The sequence below is a fragment of the Thalassolituus sp. UBA2590 genome, from assembly GCF_002339775.1.
Lineage (GTDB): Bacteria > Pseudomonadota > Gammaproteobacteria > Pseudomonadales > Oceanobacteraceae > Thalassolituus.
Genome location: NZ_DDKU01000159.1, coordinates 18,727 through 36,045 on the forward strand (window position 1 = coordinate 18,727; position 17,319 = coordinate 36,045).

The following is a 17,319-nucleotide window of genomic DNA, read 5'->3' on the forward strand; positions in this document are numbered from 1 at the left end:
GTTGATCGATAGTATGCGTCCTATACTCGAGCCTTTGTCACAGCGCGTCACGCACATGGGACCAACGGGGTCCGGGCAAGTCACTAAAATCTGCAACCAGATGATCGTCAGCTGTAATGTGCTGGTTATGGCCGAAGTTATGGCACTGGCTGAAAAATCCGGCGTTGATGCGAAGCAGATACCCGAAGCATTGAAGGGCGGCTTCGCTGACTCTATCCCTCTTCAGTTGACCGGCCCACGGATGGCAGAGCGTGATTTTGATCCAGTGAAATGGCATGTAAAAACTCTGCTGAAAGACCTGGATATGGCAAACGCGTTAGCGAAAGATTCCGCCAGTGCCGTACCAATGGCAGGTCAGGCAGCAGAACTGATGCGACTGCATGCCACCCAGGGCAGTGCCGAACGCGACCCTTGTACCCTGATCGAAATGTACAGCAGCAAGGACGAAGAGGCATGAAGCTGACGGCGAACCTTTCACTGCTCTACACAGAGCTACCTATGCTGGAGCGCTTTTCCGCTGCGGCTGAGGATGGCTTTACGGCGGTAGAAATCCAGTTTCCTTACGACACGCCAGCGGATGAACTCCGCATAGCGCTCGATGACACAGGCCTTGAGTGCGTACTGATTAATATTCCCGCCGGTGACCTTATGTCAGGCGGAAAAGGCCTGGCTTGTGTTGCTGGTCGTGAAGCTGATTTCGAAGCGGCATTGGCCGAGTGTCTTGAATATGTGCGGGTGTTGCGCCCTCGTTGCGTTAATGTGCTGGCGGGGCGGGCAGCAGACGAGGACAGGGTGACTGCTTTAGAGGTATTGCGCATCAACGTCCAAAAGGCGGTAACACAGCTGGCGCCATTGGGAGTTCAGGTGACTCTTGAGGCGATCAATACTTTTGATATGCCGGACTTTCTTATCTCTTCTTTTGATGACATGAGACGCTTTACCGAAAGTAGTGACGCGGATATCAGAATGCAGTTTGATATCTACCACATGGCGAGAATGGGGGAGCCGGTGGAATCTCTGCTGACGACCTATGGCGCTCAGTTGGGTCATATCCAGTTTGCGAATGTACCAGGCCGGCACGAGCCAGGGTCTGGTGAACTGAACTTTGAGCGGCTGTTTGCCGCAGCGGAGCAATCTGGTTATCAGGGCTGGTATGGTGCTGAATACAGACCGGAAGGTGCTACTTCCGCAGGACTTGGCTGGATGAAAAAGTATCAGAACAGGTCGAACTGATCGTCTTTGCTGGCGCGTGGGGGAACCGGGTCAGGCTGTGGAGGTGGTTCTGCCAATGGCGCCTTCGATTCTGCCGTCTGGTCTTCGATTTCGTTGGCGATAACTTCAGCGGCTTTCTGTACTTTCTGGGCATTCTCCTGCGCGATCTTCTCAGACAGAGTATCTGCCAGAAACAGGTCGAGCTGGGAAATATCTGTTTCTTCTTCGGTAACTTCTTCGCCGGGGCCCGCCAATATTTTCAGGCGACGTTTCTCACAAAGATTAATAATAAGTTGCTGTTGAAACGGAGTGAATTCATTCCAGTGGAAACGTTCTTTGCGGGAACGCAGGCAGCCTTTGCAATAACCCTTGTTATTGGCAGTGCAGACACCCCGACACGGGTTAGGAATTGTGAAGAGTTCACCCTGATCTAACATAAACAGACTTGTCTTTGTTTTGTCACAGAGTACCAGCATTTGGGCTGGTGTCGAGCGGGAAGCTCTGGGGAGGAAAATGCGGGCCCGGAATCAGACCGGGCCACAGCAATTATTCGGCAGGAGTTACGTTTTCTGCCTGAGGACCTTTCTGACCCTGAACCACTTCCATGGTTACGGCCTGGCCTTCTTCCAGTGAACGACGGCCATTGCCGTTGATTGCACTGTAGTGAACGAAAACGTCTTTTCCGGAATCCTGAGCGATAAAGCCGAAGCCTTTCTCGTCATTGAACCATTTGACTGTGCCTTGAACTAAATTTGCCATACTTTTTTCCTGAGATATTGTGCTGATTACATCAGCGGACTTGCTATGTTACGGCATTAGTCAATCACTGGCCGGGGCTTCCGGAAGGTCTTTCTATAATGCCCTTATCGACCAAGATGCTTCATAAATTCATATGCTGCACTCGTCAATCGGCCTCCCAAAAACGAGAGACGCGGTCATAGTATCCCAAGATTCCGTGCATACCAAGCGGTTACTGAGGAAATATCCCGTGGTAAAGAGGCCTCTTTGTATAACTTTTGTATTAATTGTCGTCTTTGCTCAAAGCGCGTTGGATCTGACGTTCAGTCCGCCATTTCCAGAAGGCTGCCAGAACAGCACCAGCGATATTCTGCCAGACGCTGAACAGAGCGCCGGGTAGGGCAGTCAGAGGGCTGAAGAAGCTGTTGGCCAATGCGACGCCGAGCCCTGAGTTTTGCATCCCTACTTCCAGTGCAATGGTCCGCGCTTCGACTTCGGTGTTACCGTTCCAGCGCGCGATGCCATAACCCGCGAGTAAACCAATCAGGTTGTGAAGAACAACGGCCAGAATCAGCGAGTGACTTATTACCGCCAGTTCATCAGCATTGCTGGCAACGATCACTGCAATGATCAACAGAATGGCTCCGGTCGCGAGTGCCGGCAGATATTGGCTGACGCTTTTCTGAATGGCAGGTAGCCAGCGATTAACCAGAACACCGGCGCCCACGGGGAGAACAACGATCTTAGCGATCATCAGCAACATGCCGACGGTGTCGATATCAATGATACCGCTGTGAGTAAGCTCTTCTGTATAGCCACGCCCGTAAAATGCAATCAGAAACGGGGTCAGGAATACGCCCCATAGGGTGGATGCCGTGGTCATGGTGACAGAAAGTGCGACATCGCCCTTGGCGAGAAACGTCATAACATTGGATGCTGTGCCACCGGCGCATGCGCCAACGATGATAAGCCCAACAGCGACTTCCGCGGGCAATGCAAAGAGAAGTGCGAGTCCCCAGGCGATGAGAGGCATTAGTCCAAACTGTAGAATGATCCCGAGGGCGACAGGCTGAGGCTTTTGCCAGATACGTCTGAAGTCGCTGAAGCGCAACGTCAGCCCCATAGAAAACATAATGATGGTCAGAAGCGGTACAATGGCGCCTGTCAGTCCGAGCAGAGGCTCAGGGCTCTGCCAGGCCAGAAGACTTACGATAACAGCCAGAAATGGGAAGGTGCGTTCGGCAGTAAGCATAGAAGGGTCTCCGGTATCAGGTGGGCGGTTATATCGGTAATTGAGTACAGGTGCAAGAGCGCTATGCAGCAGTTAACCTGAACGCGGTGGCAGAGAATTCAGTTAAACTTTCGGTGTTCCTAAGGAGCTATTTTGGATATTCAGTTCAGCGATAAAACCCCGGTAGAGCGTTACCATTTACTGGTGCAGTCAGTGATCCCACGTCCGATTGCCTGGATATTGACTGCCGAGGAAGACGGCGGTCTGAATCTCGCTCCGTATTCTTTTTTCGCGCCTGTATGCTCGGCGCCACCGACTCTTGTCGTCTCCATTGGTCAGAAGTCCGCAGGGACTGAGAAAGACAGTTACCGTAATCTCAAACGCTCGGGTTGGTGCGTCGTCAATATCGCCGATGCCAGCCAGGTGGATTCGTTAAATATGAGTTCAGCGACACTGGCTGCCGGTGTCAGCGAAACCAGCAGTTTTGATATCCCTGTCGAGCCGCAGGAAAACTGGCCGCTTCCACGGGTGGCCGCGGCTCCTGTTGCTTTTCTCTGTCGCTACCAGCAGCAAGTTGATCTTGGCGCCGGGCCTCAGCATGTCGTCTTTCTTGAGATTGAGAGAATGTTTATTGATGAAGGTGTGGCTGCCGACGTCGATGGGCGTCTCAAACTGGATTCTGAGTTGCTGAATCCTCTGGCGCGGTTGGGCGGGGCTGATTACGCTGCCCTTGGTGAGCGAATGGTTCGACCGCGCCCGGAGTGAAGCTGTAGTCAGAAAATTTGTGGATACAAACAAAAACGCCGGATTAATAATCCGGCGTTTTTGTTTAATCGACCTGAGTAAGCGGGATCATCCGAGCATCCCGTGCCTTACCGTAGGCTCGCATCCGCCACAAGCAGAGGGCAATGAAAGCTACGCATCCGGCAATCCAGCTTACCGCAGTTGCTGGCGTACTGCCAAGCTGTCCCAGTTGGTAAACGATGACGGCCGTTGTATATGCCAGGCCGGTGCTCCAGCCAGTCACAAACAGCATCCAACGCATGCCTGATTCACGTGCCATCGCCCCGAGGGTGGCTACGCATGGCGTATACAGTAGTACGAACACCAGATATGAAAAGGCGGCCCACTGGCTAACAAACAGCACTTCCATGGTATTGAAGGTCGCATCCTGAACGCCTTGCTCTTCACCCTGATCTGCGCCGATAAGAGAAAGGCCCAGAGGGTCGAGCAGCGCGTCAGCAAGGCCGGCAAGATTATCAGGAATGGTCATTGTCGCTTCCGCCAGACCGCCCCAAAGGTCGTATTCTGTAGCCTCTGCTTCAGCAGGCGAATAAAGCGCATCCAGTGTACCGACGACGGCTTCTTTGGCGAAAATGCCTGTGATAATACCGACGGTTGCAGGCCAGTTATCTTCCTGTACACCGAGCGGGGTAAAGGCTGGTGTGACTGTGCGGGCGATGCTGGACAGTATTGATTTGTCACTGTCTTCATTACCGAAGCTACCGTCAGTACCGAAAGAATTCAGGAAGCTGAGGATGACAACCACAGTGACGATCGTTTTACCCGCGCGCAGAGTAAATGAGCGCAGACGCTCCCAGGTTTTCAGCAGAACGCCTTTCACCGTTGGAATATGGTACGCCGGGAGTTCCATAACAAACGGCGTCAGCTCGGGTTTAAAGAGGGTATTTTTCAGTGCAACGCCGGTCAGCATTGCCATCACAATCCCCAGAATGTAGAGGCCGAAGACCATCAAGGCTCCATTTTCGCTGAAGAAGGCCGCAGCGAAGAGAGCGTAAACACTCAGGCGGGCACCACATGACATAAAGGGTGCCATCGCAATCGTCAGCAGGCGGTCTTTCTCGGTATCCATAGTGCGCGCAGCCATCACCGCCGGTACGTTGCAGCCGAAACCCACGATCAGAGGGACAAAGGATTTTCCGGGCAGGCCTACGCTGCGCATCAGCCGGTCCATAACAAAAGCGGCGCGCGCCATGTAACCGGAGTCTTCGATGACAGAAAGGAAGAGATAGAGCCCGGCAATCACGGGGATAAAGGTAGCTACTAGCTGGACACCACCGCCGAGGCCGTCGGCGATCAGGGTCGATAACCACTGCGGCGCGCCGATGCTGTCCATGATTTCGTGAGTACCATCAACGAACACAGTCGCAAAGGCGATATCAAAAAAGTCGATAAAAGCTCCGCCCACATTAATAGCTAACAGGAACATCAGATACATCATGAAGAAGAAGAAGGGGATGCCAAGCCAGCGGTTGAGAACCCAGGCATCAATTTTTTCAGTGATTGATCTACCCTGGCTACGGATCGTGAGGGCATCTCTGAGAAGTACTTCAATGCTTCTGTAACGGCAGTTGGCAATCAGCACGTCGATAGGCTGTGCGTGAGCTTCTTCGAGCTTAGCTCTGAGTTCGGAAGCCAGCTGTGCCGTTTTTTGGCGGATCTCGCTGTCGAGAGGCTGTAATGAATAGACATCACACTCAAGCGCTCGAAGAGCAGTCCAGAATGGGTTCGTCACGTGCCCTTGCAATTGCGCCTGAAGTTCATCAATGGCGACATCCAGATCTTTATCCGGTCGTACCATCGGAGTTGCGACCGTCGGATGTTCAAGCTTATGGGCGATGGTGCGGCAGAGCTCCGGAACCCCGACATTGTCTGAGGCAACGATTGGCACAACAGGGACACCTAAGCGTTGCGACAGGACCTGACAGTCGACGTGAATACCTTCGCGCTCGGCAACGTCGATCATGTTGACTGCGCAAACCACAGGCACGCCCATGTCGAGCAATTGTGACGTCAGAAACAGATTGCGGTGCAGGTTAGTGGCATCAAGAATATTGATAATCAGGTCAGCTTCGCCGCTCAGAGCAAATTCCCGGGCGATTTTTTCGTCCGTCGAAAGCTCTTCATCATGACTGTCGAGAGCGTAAGTGCCGGGCAGGTCGACAAGCGTATGCTGGCCGTTGCGAAGGGTGAGTACACCTTCTTTTCGGTCGACGGTTACGCCGGGCCAGTTACCCACTTTCTGACGTGAGCCTGTCAGCGCGTTAAAAAGAGTGGTCTTACCGCAGTTCGGGTTACCGATGACACCGATGGTCGCGCGTTGAGTCAAAGTAGATCTACCTCAATGATGGCTGCTTCTTGTTTTCGCAGGCTGACAGATGCACCACGTAACTGAATCTGAATAGGATCGCCGAGTGGCGCCAGGCGCATAACCTGAACTTCAGCGCCGGGCATGACACCCAGCGCGAGGAGTTTTCGCCGAAAGTTGGTTTCAACGGCCGAGAAACCTGTGATCGTGGCTTTGGCGCCGACGCTTGCCTGATCCAGTGTGGTACGGGTCATGAATTCTGATCTCGGGAAGTGGTGCTTAATGATAATTCTTATCATTAGTGTAAGCAAGCCGGAGCCTGATGTCCTCAAAGCAGACAAGACTTTACAGAGCGGAATATAGAAATACTACTTCGCGAATATTTTAATATATTTGCCTTAAACCATTTATTCGGTAATATGGCGCACCCTATATATCAGCGGGCATATATATCCAATATGTCTGCAAACGATAGAGCACCCCTATAATATCTTTTAATCAGAGGTTACCGCGTGTCTGTATTTGATCAGGACATTGATAAAAAAATTCGTCAGCACCAACAGCAGATTGCTGAACTGGAGCAGTTGAAGAAAGATCAGGAAAAAAAGATCGAAGGACTGAAAGAGTTTGATGTAGCGATCAAGCGTTTGTGCAACCAGAACGCTCTGACTGAAGACGAGCTGTATGTTTCCCGCTCTGAGCAGATTGAAGCCTGGTTGGTGGGTATGGCAAAAAGCGAATCGCCATCGTCTATTTATAACAACCTGAAGCGTCACTTCGAGAAGACGCTGAATCGCGAAGCGAAGAAAGGCGACAAGAAAGCGTCTTCACTGCCTAAGCCTAAACTGGCTGTAGGTACATATCGCAATCCAGCGACTCAGGAAAAAGTCGAAAAGATTAAGCGTAACCCTCGTCAGCTTGATCAGTGGATTGACGAGCACGGTATTCAGATTGTCCGCACCTGGAAAATTGACTGAGCACCGTCGTTAAATAAAAAAAGGGCACCTTATTCAAGGTGCCCTTGTTTTATTGGCGCTTTATTGAGAGGCGCTGTATTTATCGCCTTATGCTATCCGTAAACGCAGTGCACGTTTGCTCATATCAATTTCCTGCACTTCGACTTTCATTGCCTGGCCAAGAACAAAGCGCGCTTTGTCGTTGCTGTGAACAATGGTTTTGCTGTCGAATTTCCAGCCACCTTTGGTTTTGCGGCGGTCGATGACACCGTCGATGCCAGAGCTATTCAGGCGTACTGTAATCGAGCTGCTGTTCATATGAACAATGGTCGCATCGTAGAGTGTGCCTTCTTCCTGACGGTTCAACCATTCAAGTTTCAGCCACTGCTCCGACAGGTTAGAGGCCATACGTGCGCGATTCTGACGGTCCTGGATGTTACTGAGCTGTTCGTCAGTAAACGCAGGCGGCGTTTCGTTATTCAGAAGTGCACGGACAGTGCGGTGAATCAGCAGGTCATTGTACTTGCGCAGCGGTGAAGTGAAGGTGGTGTAGCAGCTGAAGCCGAGCCCCATGTGAGGGGAGCCTTCGCGGCCAAATACGCTGCGGTCCATCTGGCGACTCAGAATTGTACGCAGAGGCAGGTCAGTTTCTGCTGTGGTGGCTTGCTGCAGTAACTTAACGTAGCTTTCGAGTGTTGTGAGGTCTGGCTTTTGCTCGAGGCCCAGTTGTTCTTTTAACAAAGCAGCGGCTTCGCCGAGGCGCTCGGTACGGATACCGCTCTGCTGAATAAACATACCGGCGTTCTGGCTACGGAGCCACTCGGCAACGCTACGGTTACAGACCAGCATGCACTCTTCGACCAGCTTGTGCGCAGCATTGCGCTCGATGCGTACAATCTCATCGACTTTACCTTGCTCGTTGAGCACAAGCTTGTAGTCAGGGCGGTCTTCCATCACCAGACAATTAGCCTGGCGCCACTGGTTCAGTGCGCGGGCGCAATCTGCGAGGTGCAGTACGGGACCGTGCAGTTCGGCTGGAATGTCATCACAGCCGCTGTCGATCAGTTGAGCAACCTGAGAGTAGGTAAGTTTGGCCTTGCTCTCGATGATCGCGCTATGCAGCTTGGTTTCTTTTACACCCGCGTCAGCATCGAGGCGAAGCTCTGCAACCATCGCCAGACGTTTTTCTCCGGCCTGCAGTGAGCTGAAGTTTTCAGACAGCTCAGTTGGCAGCATAGGTACGACGCTGTCAGCAAAATATGCTGATGTCGCACGTTTCGCTGCTGCGTCTTCCAGAGCCGAACCTGCCTGAATCAATGCATCAGGATCGGCAATAGCCACCCATAATGTCCAGCCATCGCTGTGAGCTTCTGCAAACAGAGCATCATCGATATCGCGAGTGCCTGCAGAATCGATCGTGACGAAAGGCAGATGAGTAAGATCGGTGCGTTCAGCGGCCTGAGTTTCAATCTGGCTGGCATCAATCTCATTGACGGCCTTCACTACTTCTTCACTGAATTCGTTATCGAGACCAAAGCGAGCCTGCATAAAGAGACGTTCGATATTAGGCGTTGTCTCTTTCCCTATGATCCTATCTATGCGTGCCTGGGCTTTTCCCTTAGGGAAGGGATGGCGGGTCAGTGTCGCTGAAACGAAGTCACCGTCTTCAGCGTTCAGGCGATCCTGTGGGGGAACGAAGATCCAGCGGTTCAGTTTGTCGTGGTCCGGGTCAATAAAGTGACCTTTGCCGCGGACAATATAGCGGCCACAAAAGGTCTTCAGTTCGGACTCGAGCAGCTTTTCAATGATCGCCTGCTCTTTATCATCGCCAGCCGGTTCGACCCGGAAGTCGATGGTATCGCCCGGTAAGACTTTTTCCATTTCGTCGGGGGAAAGGAAATAGCTCTTCCCTTCATCGGTGCCGACAAAGCCGAACCGACCGTGGCTTCCACGCACCAGGCCTTTATAGCGAGGGGTGTTATCGTGGATTTCCTGCTTCAGTTGTTTCAGCTGCGTAAGTGCGTTCTTATCAAGCATCCGGAGGGACTCTGGTCTCAAAAAGCGGCAAGTTTACTGGAATTGTGTCCGGGCTTCGAGTACTCGTCGCCTTCTGATCCGGATCTCAGAGTTTCACTTATGCACGATAGAGTGTGACGCGGCGGAATTCGTCTAATTCATCCAGATCAGGAACGGTAAAAGAGTCGAAGGCCGAAACAGATCGGTAGGGTGGAAAGTCGAAGTTTCTGATCCGGGAATCGGCAACTAGCACGGAGGGTGCCTTTTCTCTGAAGACATCAAGAAATGCCAGATTTGCGCGATCATAAAGTACATCGGCAGCGATCAGCAGGTCAGCATCTTCCTCCAGCGTGAAAATATCGTCATGCAGTTCAATTGTCACCTGATTGAGTTTTGCGTTGATCGCGCAGGATTCCAGGGCATCCGGGTCAATGTCGCAGGCGATAACCCGTTCAGCACCGACCATGGCGCAGGCAATGGCAACCACGCCGGAACCTGCGCCAAAATCGATGACGGTTTTATTGCGCACCCATTCTGGGTTATCGAGAATGGCCCGGGCGAGAACCTGACCACTGGCCCAGCAGAAAGCCCAATAGGCTGGGTAAGCCTGAATCTGTAAAATTTCTTCCTGAGTAAAGGCTCGTCTCATGGATTCGGGTTCAACTAACCACAGAGATATCTCCGGGCATTGGGGCAACTGTTGGGTAGTGACCTGTGCCTCCGAATGCATTTTCTGAATGAGTTTGTTGAGCTGATCACTCATGGCCAGCTCGCTCCGGGCGAAGGTTGATCGTTTGCCCGGGGCAGGCTATCTGATACCCGGCTTTGCTCAATTCGGCCCCTGCAGATTCATCAGCGTAATGGTATAGCGTCAGGCGTTGACAGATATCCGGGCGGTATTCCCGGGCGAGATCAGCGAGCCCGGTATGAGAGGGGTTGGGGTCAACACCGCAGTCGTGGAACAGCTTTTCTTCGGTGCTGACCACGTGATGAAGTAGTTCAGGCACAGGGCGGGTATCTCCGCTGTAGAAAAAGACGCCGGGCAACTGCAGTGCAAAGCTGGAACCGGGGCCGTGATGGCGTGTCGGATAAATACGGAAGTCTTCCTCGCCATAGCGGAAAGCATCAGAGACCGGACGTAATTGAAATGACTGCCAGAAGTCGTGGTCTCCTTCGGCCATCTGCCCCGGGTAAGTGGCCAGTCGCTGATGCAGCAGAGTAATCAGTGATACGGGAACAAACAGTGGAATGGGGGGCGCATTCCTGAGGCGCGCCCGTACCGTGAGAATTTCAAGGTCAGCAATATGGTCGAGGTGGCAATGCGTCAGAAATACTGCTGATGGTAACTGCCCGTTATAGTGTTCGGCATAGGTGTTCAGAGTGCCGGGGCCGCAGTCAATTAACAGCAGTGGGCTGCCGTTTTTTTCCAGTACGGCAGCCGATGAGCCCACCGACAGGTTGCCACCGCTGCCTGTACCGGTGAAGAATAGTGAATATGATACGGAGTTCCGGGTCATGATACTCAGCCAGTTTTTCAGGAGGTTATCGCTGATGTGGCGTCCGAAGTTAATGCAGATACCAACAGCACTGGAGGCTTTGCCGGGGCGGAAGGAAGCTATACCGGTCGAGCCTGAACATTTTGTTAATGGTCGTAATATTACCGGGCCTTGTCCACCGGGCCTGAAAGAAATTATCGTCGGAATGGGCTGTTACTGGGGTGCTGAGCGACTTTTCTGGCAGTTGCCGGGGGTGGAAGTCACCTCTGTTGGTTATGGCGGAGGTCATACCCGCAACCCGACGTATGATGAAGTGTGCTCTGGCCATACAGGGCATGCCGAGCTGGTAAGAATTTGGTTTGATCCTGCGGTAATACCCCTGGAAGCCATTCTTAAAGTCTTCTGGGAAAATCACGATCCTACTCAAGGCATGAGACAGGGTAATGACGTGGGTACGCAGTACCGCTCAGCACTTTACACGGACAGTGATGATGATCTTGAAATTGCGAAGGCAAGCCGTGATAAGTACCAGCAATTACTGAGCGCCGCGAGCTACCCTGAGATCACCACTGAGCTGCGCTCGAACGTACGCTATTTTCTCGCAGAAACGTATCATCAGCAGTATCTGGCGAAGAATCCGAACGGCTATTGCGGCTTAGCGGGCTGTTCTGTCGGTTTTCCAGAGGCGTGAATATCAGCGCATGAAATCAGCCGGAGAAGCTTCACTGCAATGGTTTGATGCTCACTGCCATTTCGACTTCGAGGTGTATGAAGGCCGTCGGGAAGGCGACTGGGCGCAGGCGAGTGCTGCAGGCGTTGCGGGTGTCATGATTCCCGGTGTCAGTCGCGCTCTGACAGAAGCTTTGATGAAAAGACCGTCGCAAGGCTGGAATCAGCATTGTCTCGCAGGTCTGCACCCATACTGGTGTCATGAACACCACTCCTCTGATCTCACCTTTCTTGAGCAGGCGCTTAAGCAATTGAAGTCAGCAGCCGTTGGTGAGGCAGGGCTGGATGTTCATCTGGCCAAGTCAGGTCAGGTAGCTATGGAAACTCAGTGGCAATGGCTGCAGCCGCAAGTCGAGCTGGCGGAACACTTGCGGTTGCCACTGGTATTGCATGTCCGGGGAATGCACGACGAGCTCTGGTCATTTCTGCGTCGCCGGAGCTTCTCGTATGGCGGCCTGGTGCATGCGTTTTCTGGTAGTGAGCAGCAAGGGCGCCGCTGGCATGAGCTGGGCTTCGCTCTCGGAGTGGGAGGGGCCATGACACACCCTCGTGCGCAGCGCCTGAGACGCACGCTTACGGCCTTGCCCTCTGAGGCTCTGCTACTCGAGACCGATTCGCCAGATATGCTTCCCGCATTCCTGGGTGGTCGGGTCAATGTTCCGGCGATGATTCCGCTTTACGGTGCCATCTTAGCGAGGTTGCGCAACATGGACTCCTTGTCTGAAATTGCCCAGATTCAGAAGCAGAATTTGTACCGGATTTTTCCTTTGCTTGCGGTAAATTCGTCTGAAAACTCAGCTTTTAATAGTCTTAAGGACTGACAATCCGACCGAATGAAAGGGGCTGAAAAGATCCCTTGCTGGGCATGTTTCAGAGGCGTAGCTTGGTTCGCCCGGTCTCTGAAATACGCCCGGATTAGTCCCCGGACCAGACTTCAGTAAAGAGGCCTTAACCAACGCCGCGAACCCGTCAGGGAGGGTTGTTATGTTCTCCAATCACATGTTCGGTCTGTTGTACGATGCGCGCCGCGAGTGGCGCGAAATCAGCCGTGAACCCGAAGAAACCATTACTCAGGTCTACGTTAAACACGCGCTACTGCTGGCGATGATCCCGCCTTTTGCTCTGTTCACAGGAACAACCCAGATGGGCTGGAGCTTTGCAGGGCAGGATCTGGTATTCCTCAGTATCGGCAGTGCTGCAGCGATTGCAGTGGCATTCTATATCAGCCTCTTGCTGGGGCTGGCACTCATGTCATTTATTATCCACTCTCTTGAGCATGCCTTCGGCACAACCACCAGCTACGAGCGATGCCTGCTACTGACGGTCTATACCGCAACGCCGATGTTTCTTGCCGGTGCGGCTGGATTCTTTCCTGTGTTCTGGTTCGACGCCATCGTTGTCGGTATTGCCGCAATGTATAGCCTCCATCTGCTGTTTACCGGCGTTCCTGTGTTCATGGACATCCCCGAAAGTAAGGGCGCTATGTTCTCTTTCATGGTTATGACAGCAGGCATGTGTATGTTGGTTGGAGGTATGGCGATCACTGTCATCCTCTGGGGGCTGGGAATGAGCCCTCAGTATATTTTGAGCTGAGTTCCTGCCGCTGAATTATCCGTTTATCGCTTTCGTCTGAAAGCGGTTACACTGCTTGCTGATGTTTTGATTAGTGGCAGTGTGACGTGCGTTTTTTCGCCTGTATTTTTTGCAGTGTGCTGGTGGTTGCAGCGCCTGTTCTGGCCAATGAGCTTCCTTCTGATTTTGATGAAATGCCAGCGGACCTGCAGACGGTTCTGCTGGATTTTTTGTCACCGGATCAGGCTGAAATCTGGGGTGAGGATGCACGCCAGTCGGGCACACACACGCTCGTCCGTTATCTGGATGACTACCACACTCAGGTCGAGGTCGATTTTGCCGGTGGTCAGGTACGTGTAGAAACCCGGGGCGGGGACGAACCGCTGCAGCAGTTGCGCCAGGCAATTGTGAGTATCCTTCTTACCCCTGCCGACCCTCGGCTTGTAGACCTCTATACCGCAGCTGATTTTGGTCTCACTGGCACTCCTTTTCTTTTAGGTCAGGTCTTAGATCAGGAAGGCAAAGAAGTCGGTACACAATGGCGGGCACAACGGTTTGCCGATTATCTGATTCGCCAGAAAGTGAATAAGACAGGGCGCGGTTATCGGGTTCAGATCTCCATGGTGCGCCAGCATGAGGTGGTCGCAGCACGCGGTGTTGCCGAGCAGGTTCGATTCGCTGCGCAGAGATACCAGATCTCTCCCGCACTGATCTACGCAGTGATCGAAACAGAAAGCAGTTTTAACCCATTCGCGGTTTCACATGCTGGCGCGTTTGGTTTGATGCAGGTTATGCCCCGTACCGCCGGCCGGGATGTTATGCAGAAAATCTATCGTCGCGACACGGTGCCGGGGCGCTCCTTTCTGATGGATACCAACAACAATATTGATTTCGGTACGGCCTATCTCTCCATTCTGCGGGATAACTATCTGCGTGGTATTGAGGATCCGGTAGCGCGCGAGTACTGTATGATCGCAGCTTATAACGGCGGTGCCGGGCAGCTGCTGAAAAGTTTTCACCGGGACCGCAAAGAAGCGATGCGGCGTATTAATCGCCTATCTGCAGCGAAGGTTTATCAGCATATTGTCAGACGCCATCCAAAGGCAGAAACCCGCAACTACCTGAAAAAAGTCACTGAGAGAAAACGCAAATATGCCTCCCTCTGAAAACACCCCTTTTGCGCGTGAGCTGGAACAGCTGACTGCGTCTCTGGCCTTGCCGGGCGCACGTTTGTCCCGGCGTTGGCTGGATAACGAACTGCTGGCGCTGTGGCTGTTAGAGGTTGATGATCATCTCAGTCTTGATACTCAGGCGATTGGCCGTTTCTGGCAGCGTTTGCCCTTCTGGGCCTTCGCATGGGCAGGTGGGCGAGCACTGGCCAGCTACATCGCCAACAATCACCATCTTGTTGAAGGGAAGCGCGTTCTCGACTTTGGTTGCGGCTCCGGCATCGCCGGAATAGCCGCGGGCATGGCCGGAGCCAGTGAAGTCTGGGTTGCCGATCTGGACCCTAATGCCTTGATGGCGACCCGGGTGAATGCCGCATTGAACGGAATTGATGTGCACGTGGTCTCAAACGGAGAGGACTGGCCTGAGGTCGATGTCGTGCTGGCGGCGGACGTTCTGTACGATATCTCGAGCAGCGACGACCTTCGTGCGCTGACCTTATCTGTCCCGGAATGGTTGTTGGCAGAGTCGGAAAAAGTAGCTCCGGATTTTGTCGACCTCCAGTGTCTGGACTCAATAGTAACATCGACGTTACCTATGATTGGTGATTTCGATGAAGAGGTTCAGATAGGCATTTATTGCCGGAATCACCAGGTAACACTTAATTGATACTAAGGATAAAAAGAATGCGATTTTTTACTCTTCTGGCGGCGTTAACACTCACCGTGCCGGCGTATGCTGAACTTACTAAAAGTCAGGTAGAGCGCTGGGTGGCAAGCCTTGAACCTGTGCAGCACTGGATTGAGGAAAATCAGGATAAGGTCAACAAACAGGATCTTATGAAGCCCGGCAAAGGCGGAATGTCGGATATGTTCGATAACGCCCTGAATGAACTTGAGAAGGCCGGTATCGCCGAGGATTTTGAGTCTGTCGTACAAAAGCAGGGCTATGACTCGTCAGAGGCCTGGGCAGACGACTCAGGTGAGATTACGCTGGCGTATCTGGCAACCACTATGGAAGGTAAGATTCCAAGCCGTGCTGCCATTGAGAAGCAGCTGAGCCAGGTCGATGCCAGCCCGCTGCCTGAAGCTCAGAAAAACATGATGCGCAACATGCTTGAAGGTACTCTGTCGATGATCAGCGAGGTTGAAAATGTACCCGCAGGCGACAAAGCGCTGATTCAGCCCTATATTAAAAAGATTGAACAACAATTTGGTCACGCGCACTGAAGGACGGGGCGTGGATACTGACCGGAGATATTTCGATCAGATAAGGGGCTGCTGATGAGTTATCGGACTGTAGGTGACATTCTTGAGTTCAGCGAAGGGCTGCATCGACATGCATCTACTTTGTATGAGCAGTTGCGTGACGACACCCAGCGCGAGCGAGTGGATATGATGCTGAAGTTGCTGGCCGATCACGAGCAGCGCCTTGCAACGGCACTTGAACGTTACCGCGACGGTAACAAAGCAGCGATACTCACCGAATGGCACCAGTTTGAAGCGGCGGACGTCGCTGATATCGTGATGGATGCTAAAGAGCTGCACATGGATATCAGCATCACTGAACTGGTTCAGCTGGCGTTGAAAGTGGATGATTATCTGATTTCGGCGTATCAGCAGCTTGCTGCCGATGCGTCATCGGCAGAAGTCAGAGCACTGTTTGAGGATCTTGCCAATCTGGAGCAGGCAGAAAAGATCAGCGCCGTTCGTGCAGCGCTGTCTGTCGGCGACTGGTAATCAGTCGGTACTCTCTTCTTCAAGCGCCTGAGCAGTGCCCGCTAATTGTTGGCGCCGATAAGCGGCAGGCGTCACACCTGTCCATTGTTTGAACGCTCGTTCAAAACCTCGACGGTCAGAAAAGCCGAGATCCAGTGCCAACTGCTGCACATCCGTGCGTGCGGACTTTAATGCCACTTTTGCTTTTTCGAGGCGAACCTCGCGAACCAGGGTCGAAAACTGACAGTCCTCTTCCTGCAAGCGGCGGGTCAGGGTGCGGCTACTGGTACTCAGTAGCTCAGCCACGGCATCTTTTGTCATGGGAACCGTTTCCGGCCACTGATACAGAATGTGCATGACTCGCTGACTGAAGGTCTTAAGATTGCTGAATCTCGCCAGTGCTTGCTCAGCTTCATTCCGCAGCATTGAGAACAGCTGTGGATTAGCGTACGCAAGTGGGCTGTCGAGGTGCTTACTGGAAAAGCTTACCCAGTTCTGCGCCTGATTATATTGCACAGGTACATCAAAGAATCGCTGTAGGCGATCTTTGTGCTGGGGCGGCGGGTGTCGGAACCCGAGGCCCTGTATCTGGTAGTAGTTTCCACCGATCGCCTGGCCAGCCGTATGGATGCCCGATGCGATAAATTCAGAGCGCGTCTGGCTACCAAAAGGAGTACCTTCGGTGACATAAAACACGATCTTGATGGAGTCCTGGCCGATAAAGAAGTCTGGCGCCCGGCTATCACTGATAAGGGCGTAATAACGGCGTAATACCGCTAAGGCTTCTCTGCCGGTCTGGCAACTACTGATCAGAAACCCCAGCAGGTAAAAGCTTGGCATTTCCAGGCGTTGGCCCGCGGACAGTCCAATCGCTGGATCGTCGAGGAGACGCGAGGCCTGCTCAAGTAACTGATCAAAGTGATTGATCGAAATACGCTGTGTTGCACTGGTGACTGATGGTGCGTCCAGACCCAGGGAACCCAGCAATTCTCTGCTGGAGATGCCTTTGCTCTCCAGTAGGCGCAACAGGGGCTGTAACGCCGCCGTCGTCATAGTATTGGCTGGACTAGTGCTCATAGGGTTCAGAATGTCTTTTTATTTTTCTTATTTTTGTCGGTGCCGATACAACCTACCTGAGGTGGCGCATCTGACCCGACTTTGAAAGTGTAAGTTATCACCAACCCGCGATTGCACCAATAGCCGCTGAACAAAAAATCACCGATTTGTCATAATTTTTCTGTCTCTGGCACCATTTGTGTCATCGGTGTTGACACATGATGTCGCCGGGCGTAATATGCGCAGCCTCTGTCGCGGGGTGGAGCAGCCTGGTAGCTCGTCGGGCTCATAACCCGAAGGTCGTCGGTTCAAATCCGGC

General features: G+C 52.7%; 20 protein-coding genes. 11 read left to right on the forward strand and 9 right to left on the reverse strand.

Features of this window, described 5'->3' with window-relative positions:
• Together B2067_RS13560 and B2067_RS13565 are read left to right on the forward strand one after the other, a co-directional pair.
• On the forward strand, positions 1-457 hold a 457-nt coding region (locus B2067_RS13560), incomplete at its 5' end, for an NAD(P)-dependent oxidoreductase (RefSeq protein ID WP_301388787.1).
• On the forward strand, positions 454-1,233 hold the full coding sequence (locus B2067_RS13565; RefSeq protein WP_301388788.1) for a hydroxypyruvate isomerase family protein: 780 nt from the start codon (positions 454-456) through the stop codon (positions 1,231-1,233). The genes B2067_RS13560 and B2067_RS13565, both read left to right, overlap by 4 nt.
• Here the strand turns inward: B2067_RS13565 and B2067_RS13570 are convergent.
• From B2067_RS13570 to B2067_RS13580, 3 genes are all read right to left on the reverse strand, one after another.
• A complete protein-coding gene (locus B2067_RS13570; protein WP_301388790.1) occupies positions 1,215-1,649 on the reverse strand; it encodes a DUF1289 domain-containing protein in 435 nt (144 codons plus the stop codon). The two genes, B2067_RS13565 and B2067_RS13570, sit on opposite strands and share 19 nt — an antisense overlap.
• 109 nt (positions 1,650-1,758) lie before the next feature.
• On the reverse strand, positions 1,759-1,971 hold the full coding sequence (locus B2067_RS13575; protein ID WP_068435608.1) for a cold-shock protein: 213 nt from the start codon (positions 1,969-1,971) through the stop codon (positions 1,759-1,761).
• A 262-nt stretch (positions 1,972-2,233) separates the two neighbouring features.
• On the reverse strand, positions 2,234-3,202 hold the full coding sequence (locus tag B2067_RS13580) for a bile acid:sodium symporter family protein (RefSeq protein WP_301388792.1): 969 nt from the start codon (positions 3,200-3,202) through the stop codon (positions 2,234-2,236).
• A gap of 132 nt (positions 3,203-3,334) precedes the next feature.
• Here B2067_RS13580 and B2067_RS13585 point away from each other — a divergent pair, with 132 nt between their 5' ends.
• On the forward strand, positions 3,335-3,946 hold the full coding sequence (locus B2067_RS13585; protein ID WP_076513947.1) for a flavin reductase family protein: 612 nt from the start codon (positions 3,335-3,337) through the stop codon (positions 3,944-3,946).
• 64 nt (positions 3,947-4,010) lie between these two features.
• Here B2067_RS13585 and feoB read toward each other — a convergent pair whose 3' ends face one another.
• Together feoB and B2067_RS13595 are read right to left on the reverse strand one after the other, a co-directional pair.
• Entirely contained in the window at positions 4,011-6,311 is a 2,301-nt protein-coding gene (gene feoB, locus B2067_RS13590; protein WP_301388794.1) for a Fe(2+) transporter permease subunit FeoB, read from the reverse strand.
• The gene (locus B2067_RS13595; protein WP_068442247.1) at positions 6,308-6,544 is read right to left on the reverse strand and encodes a FeoA family protein; all 237 of its coding nucleotides are present in this window, start codon (positions 6,542-6,544) and stop codon (positions 6,308-6,310) included. The genes feoB and B2067_RS13595 overlap by 4 nt, the downstream gene beginning before the upstream one ends.
• A 258-nt stretch (positions 6,545-6,802) precedes the next feature.
• Between B2067_RS13595 and B2067_RS13600 the strand changes: the two genes are divergently transcribed.
• Positions 6,803-7,267 carry a hypothetical protein gene (locus B2067_RS13600; RefSeq protein WP_068442244.1) on the forward strand — a complete coding sequence of 155 codons (465 nt, stop codon included), beginning with the start codon at positions 6,803-6,805 and terminating at the stop codon, positions 7,265-7,267.
• A gap of 87 nt (positions 7,268-7,354) precedes the next feature.
• Here B2067_RS13600 and B2067_RS13605 read toward each other — a convergent pair whose 3' ends face one another.
• The 3 genes from B2067_RS13605 to B2067_RS13615 form a co-directional block, all read right to left on the reverse strand.
• Positions 7,355-9,283: a VacB/RNase II family 3'-5' exoribonuclease gene (locus B2067_RS13605; RefSeq protein WP_301388795.1), complete on the reverse strand. Its 1,929-nt coding sequence runs from the start codon at positions 9,281-9,283 to the stop codon at positions 7,355-7,357.
• A 97-nt stretch (positions 9,284-9,380) separates the two neighbouring features.
• Positions 9,381-10,025, reverse strand: coding sequence for a class I SAM-dependent methyltransferase (locus B2067_RS13610; protein WP_297533202.1), 645 nt, complete (start codon positions 10,023-10,025; stop codon positions 9,381-9,383).
• Positions 10,018-10,779 (reverse strand): MBL fold metallo-hydrolase, encoded by a 762-nt coding sequence (locus tag B2067_RS13615; protein ID WP_297533201.1) that lies wholly within the window; start codon positions 10,777-10,779, stop codon positions 10,018-10,020. Before B2067_RS13615 ends, B2067_RS13610 begins: the two co-directional genes overlap by 8 nt.
• Positions 10,780-10,813: 34 nt before the next feature.
• Between B2067_RS13615 and msrA the strand changes: the two genes are divergently transcribed.
• The 7 genes from msrA to B2067_RS13650 all read left to right on the forward strand — a co-directional run bounded on the left by msrA (position 10,814) and on the right by B2067_RS13650 (position 15,965).
• Positions 10,814-11,449 carry a peptide-methionine (S)-S-oxide reductase MsrA gene (msrA, locus tag B2067_RS13620; protein ID WP_301388796.1) on the forward strand — a complete coding sequence of 212 codons (636 nt, stop codon included), beginning with the start codon at positions 10,814-10,816 and terminating at the stop codon, positions 11,447-11,449.
• A gap of 10 nt (positions 11,450-11,459) precedes the next feature.
• Positions 11,460-12,308, forward strand: a complete 849-nt coding sequence (locus B2067_RS13625; protein ID WP_301388797.1) for a TatD family hydrolase — start codon at positions 11,460-11,462, stop codon at positions 12,306-12,308.
• A gap of 163 nt (positions 12,309-12,471) precedes the next feature.
• On the forward strand, positions 12,472-13,080 hold the full coding sequence (locus B2067_RS13630; protein WP_068442231.1) for a Yip1 family protein: 609 nt from the start codon (positions 12,472-12,474) through the stop codon (positions 13,078-13,080).
• Positions 13,081-13,166: 86 nt separating this feature from the next.
• Positions 13,167-14,225 carry a murein transglycosylase domain-containing protein gene (locus B2067_RS13635; RefSeq protein WP_301388798.1) on the forward strand — a complete coding sequence of 353 codons (1,059 nt, stop codon included), beginning with the start codon at positions 13,167-13,169 and terminating at the stop codon, positions 14,223-14,225.
• Positions 14,212-14,895 (forward strand): class I SAM-dependent methyltransferase, encoded by a 684-nt coding sequence (locus B2067_RS13640; RefSeq protein WP_301388799.1) that lies wholly within the window; start codon positions 14,212-14,214, stop codon positions 14,893-14,895. Before B2067_RS13635 ends, B2067_RS13640 begins: the two co-directional genes overlap by 14 nt.
• A gap of 17 nt (positions 14,896-14,912) precedes the next feature.
• On the forward strand, positions 14,913-15,455 hold the full coding sequence (locus B2067_RS13645; protein WP_301388800.1) for a hypothetical protein: 543 nt from the start codon (positions 14,913-14,915) through the stop codon (positions 15,453-15,455).
• Between the two features lie 54 nt (positions 15,456-15,509).
• Complete coding sequence (locus B2067_RS13650) at positions 15,510-15,965, forward strand: hypothetical protein (RefSeq protein ID WP_301388801.1); 456 nt, start codon at positions 15,510-15,512, stop codon at positions 15,963-15,965.
• Here B2067_RS13650 and B2067_RS13655 read toward each other — a convergent pair whose 3' ends face one another.
• Positions 15,966-17,021 (reverse strand): AraC family transcriptional regulator, encoded by a 1,056-nt coding sequence (locus B2067_RS13655; RefSeq protein ID WP_301388803.1) that lies wholly within the window; start codon positions 17,019-17,021, stop codon positions 15,966-15,968.
• Positions 17,022-17,319: the final 298 nt, after the last annotated feature.